Annotated in this window: 22 protein-coding genes, 1 other RNA gene and 1 pseudogene; 4 read left to right on the top strand and 20 right to left on the bottom strand. The window is 71.0% G+C overall.

What is annotated here, in order from left to right:
• Positions 1-70: 70 nt before the first annotated feature.
• The 10 genes and pseudogenes from ACWD5Q_RS29655 to ACWD5Q_RS29610 all read right to left on the bottom strand — a co-directional run bounded on the left by ACWD5Q_RS29655 (position 71) and on the right by ACWD5Q_RS29610 (position 10267).
• Entirely contained in the window at positions 71-352 is a 282-nt protein-coding gene (locus ACWD5Q_RS29655) for an HU family DNA-binding protein (protein WP_007498188.1), read from the bottom strand.
• Between the two features lie 309 nt (positions 353-661).
• A complete protein-coding gene (locus ACWD5Q_RS29650) occupies positions 662-835 on the bottom strand; it encodes a hypothetical protein (RefSeq protein ID WP_451430140.1) in 174 nt (57 codons plus the stop codon).
• A complete protein-coding gene (locus ACWD5Q_RS29645; RefSeq protein WP_451430139.1) occupies positions 832-2256 on the bottom strand; it encodes a malic enzyme-like NAD(P)-binding protein in 1425 nt (474 codons plus the stop codon). The genes ACWD5Q_RS29650 and ACWD5Q_RS29645 overlap by 4 nt, the downstream gene beginning before the upstream one ends.
• A 384-nt stretch (positions 2257-2640) precedes the next feature.
• Positions 2641-4950, bottom strand: coding sequence for a HelD family protein (locus tag ACWD5Q_RS29640; protein WP_451430138.1), 2310 nt, complete (start codon positions 4948-4950; stop codon positions 2641-2643).
• Between the two features lie 152 nt (positions 4951-5102).
• Positions 5103-5924, bottom strand: coding sequence for a zf-HC2 domain-containing protein (locus ACWD5Q_RS29635; RefSeq protein WP_451430137.1), 822 nt, complete (start codon positions 5922-5924; stop codon positions 5103-5105).
• Positions 5921-6457 (bottom strand): sigma-70 family RNA polymerase sigma factor, encoded by a 537-nt coding sequence (locus tag ACWD5Q_RS29630; RefSeq protein ID WP_451430136.1) that lies wholly within the window; start codon positions 6455-6457, stop codon positions 5921-5923. The genes ACWD5Q_RS29635 and ACWD5Q_RS29630 overlap by 4 nt, the downstream gene beginning before the upstream one ends.
• 443 nt (positions 6458-6900) lie before the next feature.
• The gene (locus ACWD5Q_RS29625; protein ID WP_451430135.1) at positions 6901-7494 is read right to left on the bottom strand and encodes a CGNR zinc finger domain-containing protein; all 594 of its coding nucleotides are present in this window, start codon (positions 7492-7494) and stop codon (positions 6901-6903) included.
• Positions 7495-7720: 226 nt separating this feature from the next.
• On the bottom strand, positions 7721-8872 hold the full coding sequence (locus ACWD5Q_RS29620) for a uroporphyrinogen-III synthase (protein ID WP_451430155.1): 1152 nt from the start codon (positions 8870-8872) through the stop codon (positions 7721-7723).
• A 120-nt stretch (positions 8873-8992) separates the two neighbouring features.
• Positions 8993-9284, bottom strand: a pseudogene (locus ACWD5Q_RS29615) (MFS transporter); the annotation flags it as partial.
• Positions 9275-10267, bottom strand: coding sequence for a LysR family transcriptional regulator (locus tag ACWD5Q_RS29610; RefSeq protein ID WP_451430134.1), 993 nt, complete (start codon positions 10265-10267; stop codon positions 9275-9277). The pseudogene ACWD5Q_RS29615 and the gene ACWD5Q_RS29610, both read right to left, overlap by 10 nt.
• An 83-nt stretch (positions 10268-10350) precedes the next feature.
• Between ACWD5Q_RS29610 and ACWD5Q_RS29605 the strand changes: the two genes are divergently transcribed.
• Entirely contained in the window at positions 10351-11628 is a 1278-nt protein-coding gene (locus ACWD5Q_RS29605) for an MFS transporter (protein WP_451430133.1), read from the top strand.
• Between the two features lie 139 nt (positions 11629-11767).
• Positions 11768-12016 carry a hypothetical protein gene (locus tag ACWD5Q_RS29600; protein WP_451430132.1) on the top strand — a complete coding sequence of 83 codons (249 nt, stop codon included), beginning with the start codon at positions 11768-11770 and terminating at the stop codon, positions 12014-12016.
• 121 nt (positions 12017-12137) lie between these two features.
• Here the strand turns inward: ACWD5Q_RS29600 and ACWD5Q_RS29595 are convergent, their stop codons facing one another.
• Both ACWD5Q_RS29595 and ACWD5Q_RS29590 read right to left on the bottom strand, forming a co-directional pair.
• Complete coding sequence (locus ACWD5Q_RS29595; RefSeq protein ID WP_451430131.1) at positions 12138-12350, bottom strand: DUF397 domain-containing protein; 213 nt, start codon at positions 12348-12350, stop codon at positions 12138-12140.
• Complete coding sequence (locus ACWD5Q_RS29590) at positions 12347-13165, bottom strand: helix-turn-helix domain-containing protein (RefSeq protein WP_451430130.1); 819 nt, start codon at positions 13163-13165, stop codon at positions 12347-12349. The genes ACWD5Q_RS29595 and ACWD5Q_RS29590 overlap by 4 nt, the downstream gene beginning before the upstream one ends.
• Before the next feature lie 131 nt (positions 13166-13296).
• Here ACWD5Q_RS29590 and ACWD5Q_RS29585 point away from each other — a divergent pair, with 131 nt between their 5' ends.
• A complete protein-coding gene (locus tag ACWD5Q_RS29585; protein WP_451430129.1) occupies positions 13297-13734 on the top strand; it encodes an ATP-binding protein in 438 nt (145 codons plus the stop codon).
• A gap of 179 nt (positions 13735-13913) precedes the next feature.
• Here the strand turns inward: ACWD5Q_RS29585 and ssrA are convergent.
• The 5 genes from ssrA to ftsE all read right to left on the bottom strand — a co-directional run bounded on the left by ssrA (position 13914) and on the right by ftsE (position 17909).
• Positions 13914-14282, bottom strand: a transfer-messenger RNA (tmRNA) gene (gene ssrA / locus ACWD5Q_RS29580).
• Positions 14283-14434: 152 nt separating this feature from the next.
• Positions 14435-14914 carry an SsrA-binding protein SmpB gene (gene smpB, locus ACWD5Q_RS29575; protein WP_451430128.1) on the bottom strand — a complete coding sequence of 160 codons (480 nt, stop codon included), beginning with the start codon at positions 14912-14914 and terminating at the stop codon, positions 14435-14437.
• Between the two features lie 116 nt (positions 14915-15030).
• Entirely contained in the window at positions 15031-16203 is a 1173-nt protein-coding gene (locus ACWD5Q_RS29570; protein ID WP_451430127.1) for a S41 family peptidase, read from the bottom strand.
• A gap of 67 nt (positions 16204-16270) precedes the next feature.
• The gene (gene ftsX / locus ACWD5Q_RS29565; RefSeq protein WP_451430126.1) at positions 16271-17191 is read right to left on the bottom strand and encodes a permease-like cell division protein FtsX; all 921 of its coding nucleotides are present in this window, start codon (positions 17189-17191) and stop codon (positions 16271-16273) included.
• Between the two features lie 28 nt (positions 17192-17219).
• Positions 17220-17909 (bottom strand): cell division ATP-binding protein FtsE, encoded by a 690-nt coding sequence (gene ftsE, locus ACWD5Q_RS29560; RefSeq protein ID WP_365164448.1) that lies wholly within the window; start codon positions 17907-17909, stop codon positions 17220-17222.
• Positions 17910-18184: 275 nt separating this feature from the next.
• Between ftsE and ACWD5Q_RS29555 the strand changes: the two genes are divergently transcribed.
• Positions 18185-18376 (top strand): hypothetical protein, encoded by a 192-nt coding sequence (locus tag ACWD5Q_RS29555; RefSeq protein WP_402420152.1) that lies wholly within the window; start codon positions 18185-18187, stop codon positions 18374-18376.
• A gap of 345 nt (positions 18377-18721) precedes the next feature.
• Here ACWD5Q_RS29555 and ACWD5Q_RS29550 read toward each other — a convergent pair whose 3' ends face one another.
• The 3 genes from ACWD5Q_RS29550 to ACWD5Q_RS29540 form a co-directional block, all read right to left on the bottom strand.
• Positions 18722-19387, bottom strand: a complete 666-nt coding sequence (locus tag ACWD5Q_RS29550) for a hypothetical protein (protein WP_451430125.1) — start codon at positions 19385-19387, stop codon at positions 18722-18724.
• A gap of 325 nt (positions 19388-19712) precedes the next feature.
• On the bottom strand, positions 19713-20819 hold the full coding sequence (gene prfB, locus ACWD5Q_RS29545) for a peptide chain release factor 2 (RefSeq protein WP_451430124.1): 1107 nt from the start codon (positions 20817-20819) through the stop codon (positions 19713-19715).
• 191 nt (positions 20820-21010) lie between these two features.
• Entirely contained in the window at positions 21011-22246 is a 1236-nt protein-coding gene (locus ACWD5Q_RS29540; protein ID WP_451430123.1) for a serine/threonine-protein kinase, read from the bottom strand.
• Between the last annotated feature and the right edge of the window lie 323 nt (positions 22247-22569).

The following is a 22569-nucleotide window of genomic DNA, read 5'->3' as shown; positions in this document are numbered from 1 at the left end:
ACCGGGCCCCGTGATGCCGTCCCGTCCGGGTACGGCCTCGTACGCCGTCCCGTGGCGTACGACGGCAAGATCACTTGCCCTTCGCGGCTTCCTTGAGCTTGGAGCCCGCCGAGACCTTCACGCTGTAGCCGGCCGGGATCTGGATGGGGTCGCCGGTCTGCGGGTTGCGCGCGGTGCGAGCGGCACGGTGGGTGCGCTCGAAGGTCAGGAAGCCAGGGATGGTGACCTTCTCGTCGCCCTTGGCAACGACCTCGCCGACGGTCTCGGCGAACGCGGCCAGCACGGCGTCGGCGTCCTTGCGGGTCACCTCGGCGCGGTCGGCCAGCGCGGCCACCAGCTCACTGCGGTTCATGTTGTTACTCCCGTGTTCTTCTTGCCGTTGAGGCGTGCCACGCGGCGGAGCCGCATGATGGGCACGTCGAAGCCGATGCTGCCAGGGTCCTCGGTGAGTCCCCGGACCCGGGTCCGTCGTCAGACCCTCGCGCCCGAAGACGCATCCTGCCCCCACCTGCGGCGGGAAAGCCAATCCGGCACCCGTAGGAGTCGTGAGAACACCCTTGGGAGTCACACGAAAAGCGCCACCGGCTCGGCGACGGTGACGTTCGGTCCACTCCCGGCAACGCTTCGCAGAGCCTTGGGGGGCCTGAGCCTGGCCGCCACCCTAGAGGGCGGCCACGACCAGCACCTTCAACGACGCGCCGTACGCGGGCACCGTGGCAAGGGTCACAGCGGCCGCACACTCGAACACGGTCGGACAGCCGGACGTCACCACGGCCGACCGGTCCGTCGGGCCTGACGGACCGACCGGCCGGTCGTCGACGTCCGCACCGCTCACGCGCCCGTCGCGGACTCCCCCGCCGCCTTGACGGCCTCCCGCACCGCTCCGGCGACGGCACGCGTGACCTTTTCGTTGAACACGCTCGGCATGATGTAGCTCGGGTTCAGCTCGTCCTCCGTGACCACGTCCGCGAGCGCGGTCGCGGCGGCCAGCATCATGTCCGTGTTGATGGTGTGGGAGTGTGCGTCCAGCAGGCCGCGGAAGACGCCGGGGAACACCAGGACGTTGTTGATCTGGTTCGGGAAGTCGGAGCGGCCCGTGGCCACAACTGCCGCCGTCTGCTGGGCGATTGCGGGGTCGACCTCGGGGTCGGGGTTCGCGAGCGCGAACACGATCGCCCGCTCGGCCATGGCCGCCACGTCCTCGCCGTCGAGGACGTTCGGCGCGGAGACGCCGATGAAGACGTCGGCGCCGCGGACGGCTTCCTTGAGGGTGCCGGTCAGGCCCTCCTGGTTGGTGTTGTCGGCGATCCAGCGCAGCGGCGAGTCCGCGGCGGCGTCCACCAGGTCCTCGCGGGCGGCGTGCACGACACCGTGGATGTCGGCGACGACGGCGTTCTTCACACCCGCGGCGAGCAGCAGCTTGAGGATGGCCGTGCCGGCCGCTCCGGCGCCCGACATCACGACGCGCACCTCCTCGATCGCCTTGCCCACCACGCGAAGCGCGTTGGTCAGCGCGGCGAGCACGACGATCGCGGTGCCGTGCTGGTCGTCGTGGAAGACGGGGATGTCGAGGGCCTCGCGCAGCCGGGCCTCGATCTCGAAGCAGCGGGGCGCGGAGATGTCCTCCAGGTTGATGCCGGCGAAGCCGGGGGCGATCGCCTTGACGATCTCCACGATCGCGTCGGTGTCCTGGGTGTCGAGGCAGAGCGGCCAGGCGTCGATGCCGGCGAACCGCTTGAAGAGGGCCGCCTTGCCCTCCATGACGGGCAGCGCGGCCATGGGGCCGATGTTGCCGAGGCCCAGCACGGCCGATCCGTCCGTCACGACCGCGACGGAGTTGCGCTTGATGGTGAGACGGCGGGCGTCCTCGGGGTTCTCCGCGATCGCCATGGACACGCGGGCCACGCCCGGCGTGTAGATCATGGAGAGGTCGTCACGGTTGCGGATGGGGTGCTTCGACGACATCTCGATCTTGCCGCCGAGGTGCATGAGGAACGTACGGTCGGAGACCTTGCCCAGGGTCACGCCCTCGATGTCGCGCAGCTTCTCGACGATCTCCTCGGCATGGGAGGTCGAGGTGGCGGCGATGGTCACGTCGATGCGGAGCTTCTCGTGGCCGGACGCGGTGACGTCGAGGCCGGTGACCGAGCCTCCGGAGGACTCCACGGCGGTGGTGAGCTGCGAGACGGCGTTTCCGCTCGCGGGCACCTCCAGCCGGATCGTCATCGAGTAGGAGACGCTGGGCGCCGTTGCCATGGCCGACTTCCTCTGCTTTCACCGTGTCGCGGAGTTGTGCCGTCCGATCGTCGCACCTACCCCTGGGTACGCGGTAGTCGCCATGGGTTGCGAACCTTTTGTTCCCACAGACGACGCAAATTCGGAAGGCTACTTCCACGATACGAGAAGTTGGAGGGCAAGGAAAGAGGCCCACGCCACGATGTGACGAGGGCCTCCCCTGCGTTCAGTGACACCGACCCGCCATGCTCGCCTCGCGGCAAGTGGTCGCTCGAAGCGACTAAGGTTGGGCCCGGGGGCTTGGATCGGGCCGGTGTCACACCCAGGCTAACAAACAGATCCCGTAAGGCCATTCCCGCACCGAGAGTTCATCTTCCCTACGGGCGGAACGCGATCCCGGACGGGTCAGTCGCGGAGCAGATCCGGCACCCCGGCCGCGTCCGGCTCGTCCCGTTCGCCCGAGACCACCGTCAGCTGCTGGGTCGCCCGGGTCAGCGCCACGTACAGCACCCGCAGGCCCGCGGGGCTCTCGTCGGCGATCTCCGCGGGCGAGACGACGACCGTCGCGTCGTACTCCAGTCCCTTGGCCTCCAGGCTGCCGAGCGCCACCACCCGGTCGCCGAGCCCGTCCAGCCAGCGGGCCGCCTCCTCGCGCCGGTTCATGGCGACGACCACGCCGACCGTGCCGTCGACGAGGCCGAGCAGGCGGGCCGCCTCCGCGCGGACGGTCCGCGCCAGGGAGTCGCGGACGACCGCGAAGCGCGGTTCGACGCCCGTGGAGCGGACCGCCGACGGCGCCGTCGAGCCCGGCATCGCCAGCGCGAGCACCTTGGACGCCAGCTCGGCGATCTCCGCCGGGTTGCGGTAGTTGACCGTGAGCGTGAACCGGCGGCGGGGCCGGGTGCCCAGGGCCTCGTCCCGGGCCTCGGCCGCCTCGTCCGGGTCGGACCAGGACGACTGGGCCGGGTCGCCGACCACGGTCCAGGTGGCGTGCCGGCCGCGCCGCCCGACCATCCGCCACTGCATCGGCGTGAGGTCCTGCGCCTCGTCGACGATCACATGCGCGTACTCGGTCCGCTCCTGGGCGAGCCGCTCGGCGCGCTCACGCTGCGACTCCTCGCGTACGGGCATCAGCTCCTCGAGCCCGGTGAGCTGGTCGAGCGGGTCCAGCTCGCGCTTCTTCCTCGGGCGGGCCGGCAGACCGAGGACGGCCTGCAGTTCGTCCAGCATCGCCACATCGTGCACGGACAGCCCGTCCCGCTTCAGGGAGCGCGCGACCCTGCGCACCTCGCCGGGGTTGAGGATGCGCCGGGCCCAGCGCCCCAGCCACTTCTCGTCGGCCATCGCGTCCAGCACGGCCTTGGGGGTCAGCTCGGGCCACCAGGCGTCCAGGAACAGGAGGAAGGAGTCCTCGCAGGAGACGTCCTCGTCGAAGGAGGAGCGCAGTTCGGCGGCCAGCTCGGGGTCGGCGTGCCGGGTCGCGGCGCCGGACCGCGCCCACAGGGCGTCCAGCAGCAGCTTGCGGGCGCGCGGCCGGAGCAGGTTCACCGGGGCGGTGCCGCCGAGGGCGGTACGCCGGATCCGCTCCAGTTCCTCGGCCTCCAGTTCGAGGCGGCGCCCGAAGGCGACGACCCGCAGCCGGGTCGGCGCGCCGCTCAGGTCCAGGGCCCCGCGGGCCGCCTTCCTCAGCACCTTGAGCATGCGGTACGAGCCCTTGGCGCGGGCCACGGACGGGGAGTCGTAGAGCGTGGCCTGCGCGCCCTCGACGAGGGAGCCGATGGCGCGGATGGCGACCTGGCCCTCCTCGCCGAGCGAGGGCAGCACGCCCTCGGTGTACGCGACCAGCAGCGGGGTGGGCGAGACGATCAGAATGCCGCCCGCGTACCGGCGCCGGTCCTGGTAGAGCAGGTACGCGGCCCGGTGCAGGGCGACGGCCGTCTTGCCGGTGCCGGGGCCGCCCTCGACGTAGGCCACGGAGGCGGCGGGGGCCCGGATGACCAGGTCCTGCTCGGCCTGGATGGACGCCACGATGTCCCGCATGGTGTGGGTGCGGGCCTGGCCGAGGGCCGCCATCAGGGCACCGTCGCCGATCACCGGCAGCTCGCAGCCGTCGAGGGCCGCCTTCAGCTCGGGGCGCATCAGGTCGTCCTCGACGCCGAGCACACGGCGGCCCTTGGAGCGGATGACCCGCCGGCGGACGACCCGCCCGGGGTCGGCCGGGGTGGACCGGTAGAACGGGGCGGCGGCCGGGGCGCGCCAGTCGATGACCAGGGGCGCGTACTCCTCGTCGAGGACGCCGAGGCGGCCGATGTGCAGGGTCTCGGCGATGTCGGCGGTGTTGTCGGGGCGCACCGCGCCCTCGGCGGGCTCGACGGCCGTGTACGCGCCGTCCGGTCCCTTCTTGCCGTCCTTGCCGAGCAGCAGGTCGATCCGGCCGAAGAGGAAGTCCTCGAACTCGTTGTTGAGCCGGTTGAGGTGGATGCCCGCCCGGAAGACCTGCGCGTCCCGCTCGGCCAGCGCCCCGGGCGTGCCGACCTGGCCGCGCTGGGCGGCGTCGTTCATCAGGAACTCCGCCTCGTGGATCTTCTCCTCGAGGCGCCGGTACACCCGGTCCAGGTGTTCCTGTTCGGCGTGGATCTCTCGGTCGCGGAGCGAGTCGTGCGCGGACTTGCCGACCGGACCGAGCGCCGTTTCCTGTTGAACCTGAGCGGCCACCGGGCCCCCTTCTGACGTGCTGGGCAGCCGTCTACCGTACGCGAAAAGGGCCCGAAGAGGCTACGGACCTGCTACGGACCCCTTGGCGCACGTCGGCCCGCGGCGCGCTCGTCCATGCGCCACGGGAGATGCTCAGGCCGGAGCTCGGACGCCTACGCGTTCACCTCCACCAGCCGTTTGCCGTCGAACGTCATGACCTCGAAGTGGTCGATCTGGTTCGGCGTGAAGGCGGCGCCACCGTGCACGTACAGCGGTTTCATCGCGTTCTCGCTCTTGGCGTTCGCGATGCCGTAGCCCCACGCGGGGACGGACCAGGAGGTGACCGTCTCGCGCTCTCCGTTCTTGCCGACGGCGATCAGGGAGCACTTGAGCGGACCCTTGACGTTCTTGAGCTGGAGCACGGCGTGAGTGCCCCAGTCCCTGGGCTCCATCGCGACCACGGCGTTGACCTTGGTGGTCGGGTCGGTCGCGCCGTGCTTGTCCTTCATGACCTCGAAGGCCTGCTGGGCGGGGCCCATGGCCATCGGGTCCTGGGCGGTGCCGCTGTCGCCGCCGTTCACCGCCAGCACGGTGAGCGGGCCGCCGATGATCAGCGCGGCGGCGGCCGCCACCAGGTAGAAGCCGCGGCGGCGCTTCCGGGCGCGCCGCTCGGTCACCTCGTCGACCAGCCGTTCCACCAGCCGTGGACCGGGCTTCGCGGACAGGGACTCGGCGATGGCCGGGCTGCCCTGGCTGCCGGGCAGGTCCGCGAGTGCGGCCAGCATCGGTTCCATACCCGCGAGGTCGTCCAGTTGCCGGGCGCACCAGTCGCAGGTGGCGAGATGGGCCTCGAAGGCCGTCGCCTCGGCGTCGTCCAGGACGCCGAGGGCATAGGCGCCGACGGCTTCGTGGATGTCGCCCTCTTCCTGTGGTCCCTGTGGACCTCTTACGGCCCCGGGGCCTCCGGTACCGAACCCGCCGTACGGAATGCTCATGCCGTCACCCCCCGCTCCTCCAGTGCCAGCTTCATGGACCGCAGGGCGTAGAACACCCTGGAGCGCACCGTTCCGCTGGGGATGCCGAGCGTTGCGGCCGCCTCGTTGACCGTACGTCCTTTGAAGTACGTCTCGACCAGGACCTCCCTGTGCGCCGGGGTCAGGTCGTCCAGCGCGTCCGACAGTGTCATCAGCCACAACGCCTTGTCGATCTCGTCCTCCGCGGGGATGACCTCCAGCGGCGACGAGTCGACCTCCTGCGGCCGGGCCTGCCGGCTGCGGTGGCCGTCGATGACGATGCGCCGGGCGACCGTCACCAGCCAGGGGCGTACCGAACCGGTCGCTCGATTGAGCTGGCCGGCGTTCTTCCAGGCACGGATGAGTGTCTCCTGCACGACGTCCTCGGCGCGCTGCCGGTCGCCCGCGACCAGGCGCAGCACATAGGCGAGCAGGGGTCCCGCGTGTTCCCGGTACAGGGCACGCATCAACTCCTCGTCCGGCTCGGTCGAAGAAGACGCGGCGGACGGGGTCATGCGATGCCGGGCTCTTGGCCTTCCTTCATCAGCCACGGCGGAATCCTTGCGCACGCCTACCTCCGGTGTCCGGGGGTTCCCCCAGTCGGTCGCTCACATCCGGGTACGCAGACGGAGGCGCCGGTGTTCAAAGGGACCGCACACTTTTCCTGGACGAGGTGTGCGGAGCCCCGCTCGCGGGCACCTATTTCCGCCCTAACGGGATATACGGCCGCCCTCCGCGAGAGGCCCCGGTCACGGCGGGCGGAGGCTTCACTCCCGGGCCGCGCCGGCTCGCCGTGTGAAAATTCGGATGGACTTCGACGGGGAATGGTCCGGGACGGCCGATTCACCGGTCGCTTTCAGCCGCTTATCGTGGTGAGTCGCCCGTTTTCCGTGAATTCCACGGATGCCCTTTTTCGCCTCCGCGGGCGCGCTTCCCCCCGCAGAGCCTGTGACGCCCGCTATGCCCGCGCGAGCGCGGCCCGGCGGCGATGGCGGGCCACCCGCTCCCGGTTGCCGCAGATCTCGCTGGAGCACCAGCGGCGGCGCCGGCCGCGGGAGGTGTCCAGGTAGACGACGGGGCAGTTGTCGCCCGCGCACTGCCGCAGGCCGGCCCGGGCCCCGGGGTCCGTCAGCAGCTCGATCGCCTCCCGGGCCACCACGGCCAGCAGTTCCTCGCAGCCCGGCAGCGCGCGCAGCCGCCGTACCAGCGCGCCGCCCTCCGCGCGGACCGCGCACGGCACGGGCGGCGCCTGCCGCGCCACCGCGTTCACTCGTGCCAGCGCCCCCTGAGCGGGCCGCCCCTCCAGTTCCCCGCGCACCAGCGTCCCGAGGTGGAGGCGCAGTTCCCAAAAGGCCCTCAGCCACCCCGCGTCCACCCCCGCGAGCGGGGTACCCCGGGGTACCAGCCCGGCACCGGCGATCCAGGCCCGCAACCGCTCCACCGAGTCGAGCCGTTCCTCGGGATGCGTCGTCGTCAGCAGATCCAGACAGATCCGCCCGGAGTCGAACCGCAGCTCGTACGAGGCCGCGGCCGTGTCCGTTCCCGATGCCATGTGCCTGTCACCGCCTTGGAGTTGCCGCCGCGGGCGACGGCCGGTGAGGTCCGCCGGGGGCGCGTCCGCGTTGGGGCGCGCGGGGTTCGCACCCTCGTTCGTACCCCCTAGGGTGCCTTCCCGCACCTGCCCCGGGAAAGCTTGCGGCATCGATACGGCTCAGGTCCGGGCGGGCGGCCTGGACCGGACCGGTGACGCGGAGACGGGGCCGGCACTCCGGGTGGGCTCAGGTGTCGGCGTACGGGGAGTCGGCCGGCGGGTCGAGTGCCAGGCGGTAGCCGCGTTTGACCACCGTCCGGATCAGTCGGGGGGAGCCCAGGGCCGTCCGCAGACGGGCCACCGCCGTTTCCACCGCGTGCTCGTCGCGCCCGGCGCCCGGCAGCGCCCGGAGCAGCTCGGCCCGGGCGACCACCCAGCCGGGCCGCCGGGCCAGCGCGCGCAGCAGGGACATCCCGGCGGGGGGTACGGGCCGCAGCGCTCCGTCCACCAGCACGGCATGGCCGCGGATCTCCACCTGGTGGCCGGCGAGGGGCAACGTACGGGCCCGGGCGGGCAGTTCCCGGCACAGCAGTTGCGCGAGCGGGCCGAGCCGGAAACGTTCGGGCTGGACCGTGGCGATGCCGCGGGCCTGGAGCGGCAGCGCGGTGACGGGTCCGACGCAGGCGGGCAGCACGTCGTGGTGGAGCGCGGCCAGCAGCCCGGACAGCAGCCCGCGTTCCTCGGCGCGGGAGAGCACGGACGCGGCGGCGGGCGCGCTGGTGAAGGTGAGCGCGTCCAGGCCGTGGGCGACGGTCGCGTCCAGCAGCCGGTCCAGGGGCGCGATGTCCTGCGGCGGCATCCACCGGTACACGGGCACCCCGACGGTCTCGGCGCCCGCGGCGCGCAGCGCCTCCACGAAGCCGGGCAACGGCTCGCCGTGCAGTTGGACGACCACCCGGCGGCCGTCGACGCCCTCCTCCAGGAGCCGGTCCAGCACCTCGGCCATGGACTCGGAGGGGGGCGACCACTCCTCGGTCAGCCCGGCGGCCCTGATCGCGCCCTTCACCTTGGGCCCGCGCGCGAGCAGCCGCACCCCGCGCAGCCGGGTGACCAGATCCTCGCCGAGACCCCAGCCGTCGGCGGCCTCGATCCAGCCGCGGAAGCCGATCGCGGTGGTGGCGACCACGACGTCCGGCGGCTGGTCGATCAACTCCTTGGTGGCGGCGAGCAGATCACCGTCGTCGGCGAGCGGCACGATGCGCAGGGCGGGCCCGTGCAGCACGGTCGCGCCGCGGCGCCGCAGCAGGGCGCCCAGCTCGTCGGCCCGCCGCGCGGCCGTCACACCCACGGTGAAACCCGCGAGCGGGCCGTGTTCTGGTCGCTGCTGTCCGTCGTCCATCACTCTCCTCCCGCACTGGAGTCGGCATACCGGTCGTACACGCCGTACCTGTGTGCCGACCGAGCCTGTCAACAGCGCATGACAGGCTCGGTTCCGCTTCATGTCGCCGGTGTTACGTCGGACTTCGGCCCAGCCGAGCCGCGGCTTCGCCTCCGACGCGGCGGCTGTGGCCTGGGCTTCGCCGGCCGGGCGGCGAAGGTATACGGCCCAGGTGGCCACGAAGGGCCGTGCCGCAGAAGGCGAGGAACGCGACGAAGGCGCCCGTGCCGGAGCCGCAGGGGAGGAAGAGCTGCCGGAAGGCGAGGTTGATGCCGACGCCGCCGAGCGCGCCCGCCGCGCCGATGCGCCCCATGGCGGCCCCGGACAGCCGCCGCCCCGTCCCCGCGGCCTCCTCACGCCCCCTCAGCCCACGGCCCGCCCCGGACGGATCTCCATGACCTCCGCGTCGACGGCAGGAAGCCATGCCCCGGGAGGCCGCCGCAGCCACCCCTCGGCGGCACCGGTCTCGGCCGCCGCCCGTCGCAGCGCGTCGATCCCGGGGTGGGCCGCGCCCTTGCGCCACACCAGCGACACGGGGGACAGCGGCACCGGGTCGACCAGCGGTCGCAGGACCGTGCGCGGCATGGGCGGGAAGTCCGTCACCGCCAGGATCGGGTGCCCCTTCTTCGCCATGATCCGCTGGAACTCCTCCGTCCCGACGGCCAGCGGCGCGGGCGGTGCGACGGCGATACCCCGGCTCTCGAACAGGCGGCGCGCGAGGTCGGTCCACTCCGGTGTGCGGGGGTTCCCCGCGCCCGCGTACACCGTCTCGCCGGCCAGTGCGGACAGCGGCACCTCGGCCAGGGGCGCCAGACGGTGGTTCTCGGGCAGGATGATCGCCATCCGCTCGTACCGCACGGGCTGCTGTTCGAGCCGGGTCCGCACCGCCGGATCCAGCCCGGCGAACCGCCCGAACGACGCGTCGAGCCGCCCGGCGAGGATCTCCGTGGCGGCCCCGGTCAGGCCGCTCTCGTAACGCGTCATCAGTTCGGCGTCCGGGACCAGTTCACGAGCGCGGTCGAGAACGCGGCTGCCGATCAGTCCCGGGCTGTTGACGTCCACCAGCAGCGGCCGGTCCGGCTCGCCGTCCCGCCCGAACGCGGCGAGCAGCGCGCTCTGCGCCTGAAGCACCCGGCGCGCGTACGGCAGCAGGCGCACACCGTCCGGGGTCAGGGACACCTGGCGGGTGGTGCGGTTGAACAGCTCGGCGCCCAGCTCCCGTTCGAGCCGGCGGATGTCGCGGCTGAGCGCCTGCTGGGCGACGTACAGCCGGGTCGCGGCACGGGTGAAGTGGAGTTCCTCGGCGACGGCGAGGAAGGCGCGGAGCAGACGGGGGTCGACGGTGGCTGCGGGCATCCGCAGAACCTACAACCCGGATGCGTCAATCACCACGGAATAGATGTTGGACCGCAGGTCAGGAGGCGGGCGACGGTTGCTCCATGCCGCAACCGCCCGCCCTCGCCCCCGCCCTCCGGTCCCGCAATCCCTATCTCCGCCTCTTCACCCTGCCCGGCACCCGTGCCTTCACGACCGGGAACCTCATCGCCCGTCTTCCCATCGGCATGTTCAGCGTGAGCGCGGTCATCATGATCGCGGGCGCCCGCGGCTCGTACGCCCTCGCCGGCGCCGTCACCGCCACCGGCCTCGCGGCGACGGCCGTGGCCGGCCCCTGGGTCGCGCGGCTCATCGACCGCCACGGCCAGGCCCGGATCGCCGTCCCGGCCACGGCGTTCGCCCTGCTCGGCGGTCTGGCCCTGCTGCTCTGCGTGCACTACGACGCCCCCGACTGGACCCTGTTCGCCGCCTACGCCGCCACCGCCACGACCCCCAACATCGGCGGCCTGTCCCGCGCCCGCTGGGCCCATCTCCTCCGCGACGACCCGGCCGCCCTGCACACCGCGAACTCCTTCGAACAGGCGATGGACGAGCTGTGCTTCATGCTGGGCCCGGTGCTCGCCGCCCTCCTCTGCACCCGGCTCTTCCCGGAGGCCGGGACCCTGATCGGCGGGATCCTGCTGCTCACGGGCATGCTGGTGTTCACGGCACAGCGCGCCACGGAACCGCCGCCGAGCCGGGGGGCCCGTGCGACGGCCCCGTTCCGCGCGCCCGGCATGCCCGCGCTGCTGCTCGGTCTCCTCGCCACGGGAGCGGTGTTCGGCTCGATGGAGGTGGTGACCATCGCGTTCGCGGACGCGCACGGCCACAAGGCCCTCGCCGGTCCGGTCCTCGCGCTCCAGGCCGCCGGATCGTGCGCGGCCGGTCTGCTCTACGGCACCCTGCGGCCCTCAGGGCCTGCCGAGCGCCGCTACCTGTGGTGCCTGGCGGTCATGGCCGCCCTCATGTCACTGCCCCTGCTCGCGGCCCGCACCACCGGCTCCCTCGCCGCCCTCGCCCCCGCCCTGCTCCTCGCGGGCATGGCCACCGCGCCCACGATGGTCACGGCGATGTCCCTGGTCCAGCGGCGCACCCCCGAGGGCCGCCTCAACGAGGGCATGACCCTCGCGGTGACGGCCCTGCTGGGCGGCGTGGCCGGCGGCTCCGCCACGGGCGGCTGGGCGGCGGACCACCTGTCGCCGACGACGGGCTTCACGGTGCCGAGCGCGGCGGCGCTCCTCGCCTTGCTGATCGCGGTGGGGCAGAGGCGTGCGGTACGGATGTCCACCGAGGACAGCAGTGCCGGAACGGGCCGGTCATTGCGGGGCGGCCCACTATCGTAGGCAGCAGGGAGCACCCACCGCAGGAGCCTCGCGTGACCACCCAGCCTGATCACGGGCATGAGCTGATCGCCCGACCGGAGCGAACCCCGAGGCCGTCCGTGTCGCACTCGCCCGCGTCGCTCCCCACAGACTCGGCGACATGGAGAGGCACAAGGAACAGGCCCTTGCCGCCGCGATCTCGGACGGAAGGATCGGGCACCTCCAGCACTGGCTCACGTACTGGCACGCACAGGTCGAGATCGAACGCCGTCCGGATTTGTCCGCCCGCCACCGCGCCGCACTCGCCACGGTGCAGGAGACGAACAGCAAGGAAGACCCCGCCTTCCGATCCGGCATGAACGACCTGGCCGCCATCGAGGCGGAGGCACTGCGGGCAGTGTCCGCATGACGTGGCAGTGGGAGTACGACCCGGACGAGCAGCATGTCGCGGGCGGAGCGCCTCCGGCGTTCCTTGCCGAGGTCGAGAAGAAGGCCGACGAACTGGTTCGTGCTGCGGTGGGCCGTGCGACTCAGGTCTCGCGCGAGGCGTACGCGAGGAACGCGGTCCAGGCGTACGCGGGGACAGCGAAGCGGGGGCTTCGAGCGCCGAGCTTCGAGTCACGGACGTGGACGGTGCGGGCGCTGCGGTGCCTGGATTCACTTACGTTGTAGGCGACTTCGAGGCATTCGCCGCCACCGCTGTTGCTGTAGCTGGACTTGAACCAGGTCAACTCGGTTCTCACAGCTCCTCCATCAACTTGGTGATGAATCGCGCCGACTCGTCAGGGCTGAGAGCCTGCCGGAGGATCATGGCATGCCTCTGAACAATGGCGCTGACCTTATCGGCGTCTGCGTACAGCCTTCCCGTCTCGTGCCCCTCTTCGTAGACCAGCAACTCGTGCTCGGCCGTTTCCATCAGCACGAACGGACCATCCACACCGGGACCCGCGCCTACGAACAGCAGCACCTGAATGGTCACGTTACGCGCCTCGCCCGCCTCCAACAGCCTGAGCAACTGCCGCTGGTGCACTTCGGTACCGCCGACCGGGTTCCTCAGCGCCGCCTCACCGATGACATAACTGAACGCCCTGGTCCGCTTGTTCAGCAACATCTGCCGCTCCAGCCGCCCTGCGACCCGCTCATCGATCGTCTCGTCGTCGAGCGGGGGAAGGTACGCGTTGAGCAGCGCCCGGATGGTCTCCTCGGTCTGCAGAAGACCCGGAATATGGAGGGGCTGATAGGAGCCCAAGGAGATCGCCTCGGCTTCGTAGCGCACGTAATCCTCTGCGTACGAGCGGAACCTTTCCGGCTTCAGGTACTCATGAGCCGCGACCAGCTTGCCCCGCGCCCCGCACATCTGATCCGCGACCTGTAGCAGCCTGAGCGTCGGGCGTCGCCTTCCGCACTCCATGGACTTGACGTACTCGTAGTCGTAGCCGGCCTCGTCGGCCAGTGCCCGGCGGCTGACTCCCGCCTCCTCCCGCCACAGCTTGACCTGCCCACCGCAGTACCGCCAGTTCTGCTGCGCCTGCTGGGACTCCCCCGACACCACGCGCACCCACCGCCTCCCGCCGCCACACCGGGTACAGCCACGCCGCGTACCCGTCCCGCCACTCCCGAGGCTAGGCAGCAGCACCCAGTCTGATCACGGCAAACGACGGAGAATCACACGCAAGGAACCCAGCACGCATGCCGACGCCTCCCGCGGGCCCCGCCTCCCGCCCCTCCCCCTCCGCACTCCCGAAGGACATCGAGTGGCGCCTCCCCCGCCATGCCCGCAGCGTGGGCCGGGCCCGCACCCTCCTGCGCGAACAGGCCGCGTCCTGGAAACTCCCCGACGAGGTGACGGACACGGCGGTCCTCCTGCTCAGCGAGCTGATGACGAACGCCTACCGCCACGCCAAGGTCCCGCCGGGCCGTGAGATGCGGGCCCGTTGCGTCCTGGAGGCCGACCGCCTCCGCGTCTCGGTGACGGACGCGGACGGCACACTGCCCACCCCCCCCCCCGCCAGGCCGCGTCGGACGACGAGTCCGGCCGGGGCCTGGCCCTGGTGGCGGCGCTGGCGGAGGAGTGGGGCGCCGAACCCCGCCCCGGCGGCATCGGCAAGACCGTCTGGTTCGAGTTGAGGGCTGCCGCGCCGTAGCCCTTGGTGCTGCATCCTGACGCGTATGGCTTGCCGTGCACAGGCGTCGGCGGTGTACCCCCGCCCCGGCGGTCTTCGGATACGACAATGGCCCCGCTGCCCGAAAGCAGCGAGGCCTTGCCCACATGGGGTGTGGGTCCGGGGGCATGCCCCCGGACCCGATCGTGGAGATGGCGGGAATCGAACCCGCGTCCAACGGTGCGGAATCAGGGCTTCTCCGTGTGCAGTCCGCTTCGCTTTTCTCGGCCCCGGAGATCACGCGGACAAGTCTCCGACGGGCTCAGTCACTGTGTGGTTTCCCTCTTCACCCCGTGACCGGGATCAAGGTTTAGTCCCCTAGCTGATGCCAGGATCCGGGTCGGGAACAGCCCCGGGCTGACACTTCGCAAGTCGCTACTTAGGCAGCGAGGGCGAAGGAATCGCGCTTGGTGTTGGCGATTATATTTTTCGGCCTGTGGTTTACGAGATCATGGCCGCTTCCTCGACACGCTTCCCCTGCTTCGACAGCCGCTGTCGAAACCGATCATCCCCATGTTGATTTTTCAATGCTCACACCGGCATGCGGTGCAGACAGCATCGTACGTGACCATCGCACCTCGATGCCACCGTATTCCCGGCGGTCATCCCGCCGCGACACCCGGTTCAACCGTGCCGGGCGCCGGATCATTCCCCGCCTGGGCGGCTCAGGCCCGCTGCCGGCGCCGTGCCGCCGACATCGCCCGGTCGGCCTCGCGGCGGTCCTGCTTCTCGCGGAGCGTCTGCCGCTTGTCGTACTCCTTCTTGCCCCTCGCCAGCGCGATCTCGATCTTGGCCCGGCCGTCCTTGAAGTACAGGGCGAGGGGCACGATCGTGTGACCCGTCTCCTGGGACTTCGACTCCAGCTTGTCGATCTCGACGCGGTGCAGCAGCAGCTTCCGCTTGCGGCGCGCGCTGTGGTTCGTCCAGGTGCCCTGGCTGTACTCCGGCACGTGCACGTTGTGCAGCCACGCCTCGTGCGCGTCCAGCTGTACGAAGCCGTCGACCAGCGAGGCCCGTCCCTGGCGCAGCGACTTGACCTCGGTCCCGGTCAGCACGAGACCGGCCTCGTACGTGTCGAGGATGTGGTAGTCGTGCCGCGCCTTCTTGTTCTGCGCGATCAGCTTGCGCCCTTTTTCCTTTGCCATAGTGCCGTCCATTTTCGCACTACAGGGGGGTGCCGGGGGAACCCGATTACGGAGAGTGCGGCGCGTCGAGCACTGGGAGGTGTGCAGCACCTCGCTCACGCGGGTGCGACACCTCGCTACGAAGCGTCGCCCAGGCCGCTGAGGACCGTCTCGGCCCGCTCCAGGGCCTCCTCCCCGGCCTCCAGGTCGGGGGTGATGCCCCGACGTTCGACACTGTGGCCCGCGGGGGTGCGGTAGTGCCCGACGGTCAGCTCCGCCACGGACCCGTCGGGCAGGCGGCTCGGCATCTGGATCGAGCCCTTGCCGAAGGTGCGGGTGCCCACGACGACCGCCCGGCCGCGGTCCTGGAGGGCACCGGTGAGCAGTTCGGCCGCGCTCATCGTGCCGCCGTCGACGAGCGCGACCAGGGGTCTGGTGGTGTCGCCGCCCGGGTCGGCGTGCAGGACGCGCTGGTCGCCGTCGACGTCGTACGTCGCCACGAGCCCCCCGTCGAGGAAGGCGGAGGCGGTGGTGACGGCCTCGGTGACCAGGCCGCCGGAGTTGCCGCGCAGGTCGAGGACGATCCCGGCGCCCTCGGGGGCGTGGTCGACGGCGTCGCGTACGAGGTCGCCGGAGCCCTTGGTGAAGGCCGCGACCCGGATCAGGGTGACGCCGCCGGCCAGCCTGCGCACGGTCACCGAGTCCGTGGACAGCCGGGCCCGGCGCAGTTCCTCGCTCCAGCGTTGCGTGCCGCGCTGCAGGCCGAGCCTGACCCGGGTGCCGGCGGCAGCGTCGTCGGCGCCGTCGAAGTCGCCGCGGAGCAAGGAGACGACCTCGGTGACGGGCCTGCCGCCGACGTCCCTGCCGTCGACGCTGCGCAGCCGGTCGCCGCAGCGGATCCCGGCGGCGGCCGCGGGCGAGCCGGGCTGCACCTGGGTCACCTCGATCCGGCCGTCGCGCTCGCGCCGCGCCGACAGTCCGACGCCGGTGTACTGCCCGTCGAGGGCTTCCTGGAACTCCTCGTACTCGCCCTGGGAGTAGACGGCGCTCCAGCGGTCGCCGCTGCGGCTGACGGCACGCTCGGCCGCCTCCATGGGCGACTTGCCGTCGGCCATCGCCCGCGCGGCCGCCTCGGCGACGGCGTCGGCGTGTCCCGCCGGGGCCGCGGCCCCGGCGTCGGGGGTCTTCCGGACGGCCTCGCCGAACGAGCCCGTCGCCGCTCCGGCGACGAGGACGCTCGCAAAGACCAACGTCAGAGCCGCCCCGTGGCGAACGCGGCGGGGCTGACAGAACAGGTCACGGCCGGACATGCGGGTGAGTCTAGGACAACGCACAGGGCCGCACGGGCGGTTGCCCGTACGGCCCTGTTGGCATGCGTCACACCTTCAGGTACTTGCGCAACGCGAAGAACGCGGCCAGCGCCGGCATCAGAAGGCTTGTGGCGAGTATCAGCGGGAGCTTCGTCAGGACGGCGTCCCAGCCGATGAAGTTGATGAGATTCAGCTTGTGGGACAGGTCCAGGCCGTGGTCGATGATGAAGTACCGCGCGATCAGGAGGAATCCGCACGCCACCGTGCCGCCGATGAGCCCGGCGACCGCGGCCTCCATGATGAACGGCGCCTGGATGTAGAAGCCGGAGGCACCGACCAGGCGCATGATGCCGGTCTCACGACGACGGCTGAACGCGGAGACGCGCACCGTGTTGACGATCAGCATCAGCGCGACGACCAGCATCATCGCCATCACCGCGCGAGCGGCCCAGTTCATGCCGTTCAGCAGGCCGAAGAGGTTGTCGAGGATGCCCTTCTGGTCCTGCACCGACTGCACGCCGTCGCGGCCGTTGAAGGCGCTCGCGATGACCTGGTACTGCTCCGGGTTCTTCAGCTTGATGCGGTACGACTCCTGCATCTGGTCCGGGGTCAGCGAACTGGCCAGCGGGGAGTCGCCGAACTGCTCCTTGTAGTGCTTGTAGGCATCGTCCTGGGACTCGTAGGTCACCTTCTGGACGACGGACGTCATCTTGTCGAGATCGCCGAGGATCTGCTTCTTCTGCTCCTCGGTGACCGCGCCCTTGGAGCAGTTGGGGTCGGACGCCGCGTCGCTCTTGTTGCACAGGAAGATCGAGACGTTGACCTTGTCGTACCAGTAGCCCTTCATCTGGTTGACCTGGTCGCTCATCAGCAGCGAACCGCCGAACAGGGCGAGGGAGAGGGCGACCGAGACGATCACCGCGAAGGTCATCGTCAGATTGCGGCGGAGACCGACACCGATCTCCGACAGAACGAACTGCGCGCGCATGGCGTCTGCTCAAGCCTTTCCGTGGAACTCAGTGCTGGTAGCCGTAGACGCCGCGTGCCTGGTCGCGGACGAGGCGGCCCTTCTCCAGCTCGATGACGCGCTTGCGCATCTGGTCCACGATGTTCTGGTCGTGGGTCGCCATCACCACGGTCGTGCCCGTCCGGTTGATCCGGTCGAGCAGCTTCATGATGCCGACGGAGGTCTGCGGGTCGAGGTTGCCGGTGGGCTCGTCGGCGATCAGCAGCTTGGGCCGGTTGACGAAGGCCCGCGCGATGGCGACGCGCTGCTGCTCACCACCGGACAGTTCGCCGGGCATCCGGTCCTCCTTGCCGCCGAGCCCGACGAGGTCGAGCACCTGGGGCACGGACTTGCGGATCTCGCCGCGCGACTTGCCGATGACCTCCTGCGCGAAGGCCACGTTCTCGGCGACCGTCTTGTTCGGCAGAAGGCGGAAGTCCTGGAACACCGTCCCGAGCTGGCGGCGCATCTGCGGCACCTTCCAGTTGGAGAGACGGGCGAGGTCCTTGCCCAGAACGTGCACCTGTCCGGTGCTGCACCGCTCCTCGCGGAGGATCAGCCGCAGGAAGGTGGATTTTCCGGAGCCGGAGGACCCTACGAGGAAGACGAACTCGCCTTTCTCCACCTCCAGGGAGACATCCCGGAGCGCAGGGTGGTTCTGCTTGGGGTAGACCTTGGAGACGTTGTCAAATCGGATCACGGATGCACCACGGGCCGTTGGGGTAGGTGAGCGTGACCATACGCGAACCGGGTGCGCAAGCGCAGGCGCCGGGTGGGGTTGCACAAGAGTTGCGCGTTTTGTCCCTGCCGCCGTGCCCTTGACCGTCCTTCCACCGAGCCCTTGGCCGGTCTGCCGCCGAGCGCTTGGCCGACCGAGCCCGCGCAGCGACTCGCGGAACCTGGCACAGTGGAGTGGGGAACGGTTGCGTTCCCGGAAGCGTTGTGTGTGGAAGCGGCACAAGGAGGGTGAGGCGCATGACGTACGACCGATTGGTGTGCGCGAACTGCGCGGCGCCCGTGAGTGAGGGCCGCTGCCCCGTCTGCCGTGCGAGCCGTGAGCGACTCCAGCAGGAAAGCCCCTGGTCAGGGCTGAATCCGGCGGCGCTGATCGCGCTCCTGGCCGTGCTGATCGCGGCCGTGGCGCTGCTGGCGCACCAGACGGCGTAGGACACGGCGGCCCGGGGCGGCCGCACAGCGGGGCGGGATGGCGTACGGAGCGGCTCTGCGGCGCGTCTGCCGCACGCGCCCGCCGGACGGGCGTCACGGCGCCCGGAAGACGACGGACACACGGGAAGGGCCCGGGGCTGATGATGGCCCCGGGCCCTTCTCACGTGTTTCTTGCCGTTCTCACCGTGCGCCTGCCCCCTCGGGGGCGGGCCGGGCGCTCAGGAACCGAGCGCCCGTGGACCGGACCCTCACGGAGGGATATCCGTGGACGGGCATCCGTGGATCGGGTGCCCGTCGATCAGGTGCCGGCCGCCCCGTTCCGGCATCACGGCGTCATGGTGTGCGTCAGGCGGAGGCCTGGCCGCGGCCCTCCATGAGGCGCGGCAGCACACGGAAGCCAACGCCTCCGGCAATCATCGTGGCGGCGCCGACCAGCAGGAACGTGGTCTGTCCCGCACCCGTCTCGGCCAGTTGCTTGCCGCCGCCCTGGGCGGAGGCCTGGGAATTCGCGGCGTCCGAACCGGTGTCGGTCAGGCCCGAGGAACCCTTGCCCTGCTGCACCGGGCTGTTCCCGCCGTCCGGGTTGGTGTCGTTGCCGCCGCCGTTGTCGTGGCCGCCACCGCCGTTCCCGTTCCCGTTGCCGTTGCCGTTCCCATTGCCGTTGCCGTCGGTCGGGTCGTCCGTCGGCTCGGTCGGGTTGTCGGTGGGCTGGGTCGGGTCGTCCGTCGGCTCGGTCGTGACCGGCGGGGTCGACGGCGGGTCTGTCGGGTCCGTCGGGGTCGGGTCGGTCGGGGCCGGGTCGGTCGGGGTCGGGTCCGTCGGGATCCCGGTGGGCGGGGTGGTCGGGATCTCGGTCTCGTCACCGATGCTGATACCGATACTGACGGCCGCGCCGTCACTCTCGGACTTGTCGGATGCCGAAGCAACACCGACGACGGTCAGTGACGCACCTGCGGCGATCACCGCACCGGCGGCCACCCGCGCCAGGCGGATCCGCGTCTTCTTGGTCATCTCGCTGCTACCCCCAGTAGCTGATCGTCAATGGAGCAGCGCCCGGGGCCACGGCATCGGGGACGACTGTGCTGAGCCCCCCGGTTCACATGCACCCCGTAGATACGCATGCCGCGCTTTACCCTTCCGATTTTTCAAAGCAACGTCAAGGTCGTTGCGCACGCGATGTCCAGTACGACGCCATTTGCGGGAGAGGTCGAGCTGTAAGTGTGATGTAAGACCCAGACATCGGGCGACAGAAAAGGCAACTGCCCCAGGAGCTGGGGCAGTTGCCTTGTCGACAAAGCGCTGCTTTTGGCGACGATGTCGCCGTGCGCCGCCGGTGTTACTTCTCCTGCTGCTTGCGCCAGCGAATACCGGCCTCGATGAACCCGTCGATCTCACCGTTGAACACGGCCTCGGGGTTGCCCATTTCGTAGCCGGTGCGCAGGTCCTTGACCATCTGGTACGGGTGCAGGACGTACGAACGCATCTGGTTGCCCCAGGAGTTGCCGCCGTCGCCCTTGAGGGCGTCCATCCTGGCCTGCTCCTCCTGACGACGCCGTTCGAGGAGCTTGGCCTGCAGGACGTTCATCGCGGAGGCCCGGTTCTGGATCTGGGACCGCTCGTTCTGGCAGGTGACCACGAGGCCGGTGGGCAGGTGCGTGATCCGCACGGCGGAGTCGGTCGTGTTGACGCCCTGGCCGCCGGGGCCGGAGGAGCGGAACACATCGACCCGGAGGTCGGAGTCGTCGATCTCGACGTGGTCGGACTGCTCCACGACCGGAAGGACCTCGACACCGGCGAAGGAGGTCTGCCGACGCCCCTGGTTGTCGAAGGGGGAGATACGGACCAGCCGGTGGGTGCCCTGCTCGACGGAGAGGGTGCCGTAGGCGTACGGCACCAGGACGGCGATGGTCGTGGACTTGATCCCCGCCTCTTCCGCGTACGACGTCTCGTAGATCTCCGTCTTGTACCCGTGCCGCTCCGCCCAGCGCAGGTACATGCGCTGGAGCCGCTCGGCGAAGTCGGCCGCGTCGACGCCGCCGGCCTCGGCGCGGATGTTGACGAGCGCCTCCCGGGAGTCGTACTCGCCGCTCAGGAGCGTCCGGACCTCCATCTCGTCCAGCGCCTTCCTGACCTCGGCGAGCTCGCCCTGGGCCTCGGTCCGGGCGTCCGGGTCGTCCTCCGCCTCGGCGAGCTCGAAGAGCACACCGAGGTCGTCGATCCGGCCGCGCAGGTTCTCGGCCTTCCTCACCTCGGCCTGGAGGTGGGAGAGCTTGCTGGTGATCTTCTGCGCCTCGTCCGGGTTGTCCCACAGGGACGGCTCGGCCGCCTGCTCCTCGAGCACGGCGATGTCTGCCCTCAGCTTTTCGAGGTCCAGAACGGCCTCGATCGACTCCATGGTCGAGGAGAGGGACTTGAGCTCTTCGGATACATCGACGACTGCCACGCATCCAGCGTAACGGCTCCGCCGGGAAGCCAGCGCCGGGTGACCGCACGGCTCGCGGGGAAGCCGTGCGGTGCGGCGGGCGCCCCCGGGCGGCCGGCTCCCGGAACCCTGGCACCGCAGGCCCCGAGGCCCTGGCCCCGTAGGTCCCGGAACCCCGGCCGCCGCAGGGGGGCACCGGCACCCGGCCGGGCTCAGGGGGATGCCGGGGCCGAGTTCTTCGTGTCCCCCGAGGGGCCCGCGCTGTCGCCTCCGGAGGTGGCCAGCCACGTGCCGACTCCGACCGCCGCCAGCAGCACCGCCGTCGCCGCGCCCAGCGCGATCCGGCGGCGGCGGGCCCGTACGCGGTGGCGGGCCGAGCCCGGGCGGGGGGCTCCTGTGGCCCGGGGCGCACGGGCCGTGCCGCGGGCGCCGCCCGCCAGCTCGTCCGGACCCGGCACTCGCATCGACGTGTGGGTGTCCCGGTTGGAGTCGGGCTTCGCGCCCGGGACCAGCGGCACCGCCCCGCGCCGCACCCGTGCCGCCGTGGGCTCTCCGGGCCCCGCCGCCTCGACCGGCTCCTGCGCCGGCTCCGCCTCCGGCTCGTCGACCTCCAGCGGCGGCAGCCCCGCCAGCATCGGCAGCTGCTCCCGCAGCCGCGACGCCAGCTCCGAGGCGCGCAGCCGGGACGCGGGGGCCTTGGCCAGACACTGGATGATCAGCTGCCACAGCTCTTCGGGGACGCCCGGGAGCGGGACCACGGTCTCGGTGACATGGCGACGGAGCACCGCCCCGGGATGGCCGCCGCCGAACGGCGTGAAGCCCGCCAGCAGCTCGTACAGGACCGTCGCCAGCGCGTAGATGTCGACCGCCGCGCGCGGCGGCAGCCCTTCCACGATCTCCGGTGCCAGGTAGTCCGGGGTTCCGACGATCTTGGTCGCCTTGGTCCGGCGGGGCGAGTCGATCAGCTTGGCCACGCCGAAGTCGGTCAGCAGCGCCGGGTGCGCGCCTCCCGGGCCCAGCGGTCCCTGCATGTCCAGCAGCACGTTCTCCGGCTTGACGTCCCGGTGCACGATGCCCGCCGCGTGCGCCGCCGCCAGCCCGTCCGCCACGTCCGCCGCGATCGCCACCGCCGCCTCGGGCGCGAGGCGGCGCTCCCGCTCCAGACGGGTGCGCAGGTCGGTGCCCCGGACCAGGTCCATGACCAGCGCCAGATCGGTGCCGTCGACCACCATGTCCCGAACGGACACCACGTGCGGATCGTCCAGCCCCAGCAGCGCCGTGCGCTCCTGGACGAAGCGGCCCACGAGCTCCTCGTCGGACGCGAGGTCCTCCCGCAGAAGCTTGATCGCGACGGGACCGTCCGGCCCCTCGCCGAGCCACACCGTGCCGGCGCTCCCCCGTCCCAGGATCTGGTTCGCGGTGTACCGGCTGCCGATCTTCCGTGCCAAGACTGCTCCTACTGGGGACGCCTGTTGCCGACGCTGCGCCTTGCGGGGCCGTGGCACGGCACGAGCGGCCGACGCCGCGGCCTGCCCCGGCCCCGATCGACAAAACTACGCGTCCGGAGGGGCGGCCTTCACCGCAGAGGCGGAAATTACCCCTCAGATGTCGACAAATCCCCAAGGCCGCGGCCTGCGTGGGCCGGTGGGCCCGCCAAGGGAGTGCTCACGTCCCTACGTAAACATTCACCGGGTAATCGGGGAGCGCTGGTCTGCTGACGCCCTGTGAGCGTCCTGGTGGTGGTCTGTGGTTGGATCATGGTGTGTCTGAT

It is taken from the genome of Streptomyces sp. NPDC002513 (genome assembly GCF_053595355.1).
The sequence above is the reverse complement of the archived record's forward strand: the minus strand, read 5'-3'. Positions and strand labels throughout refer to the sequence as shown.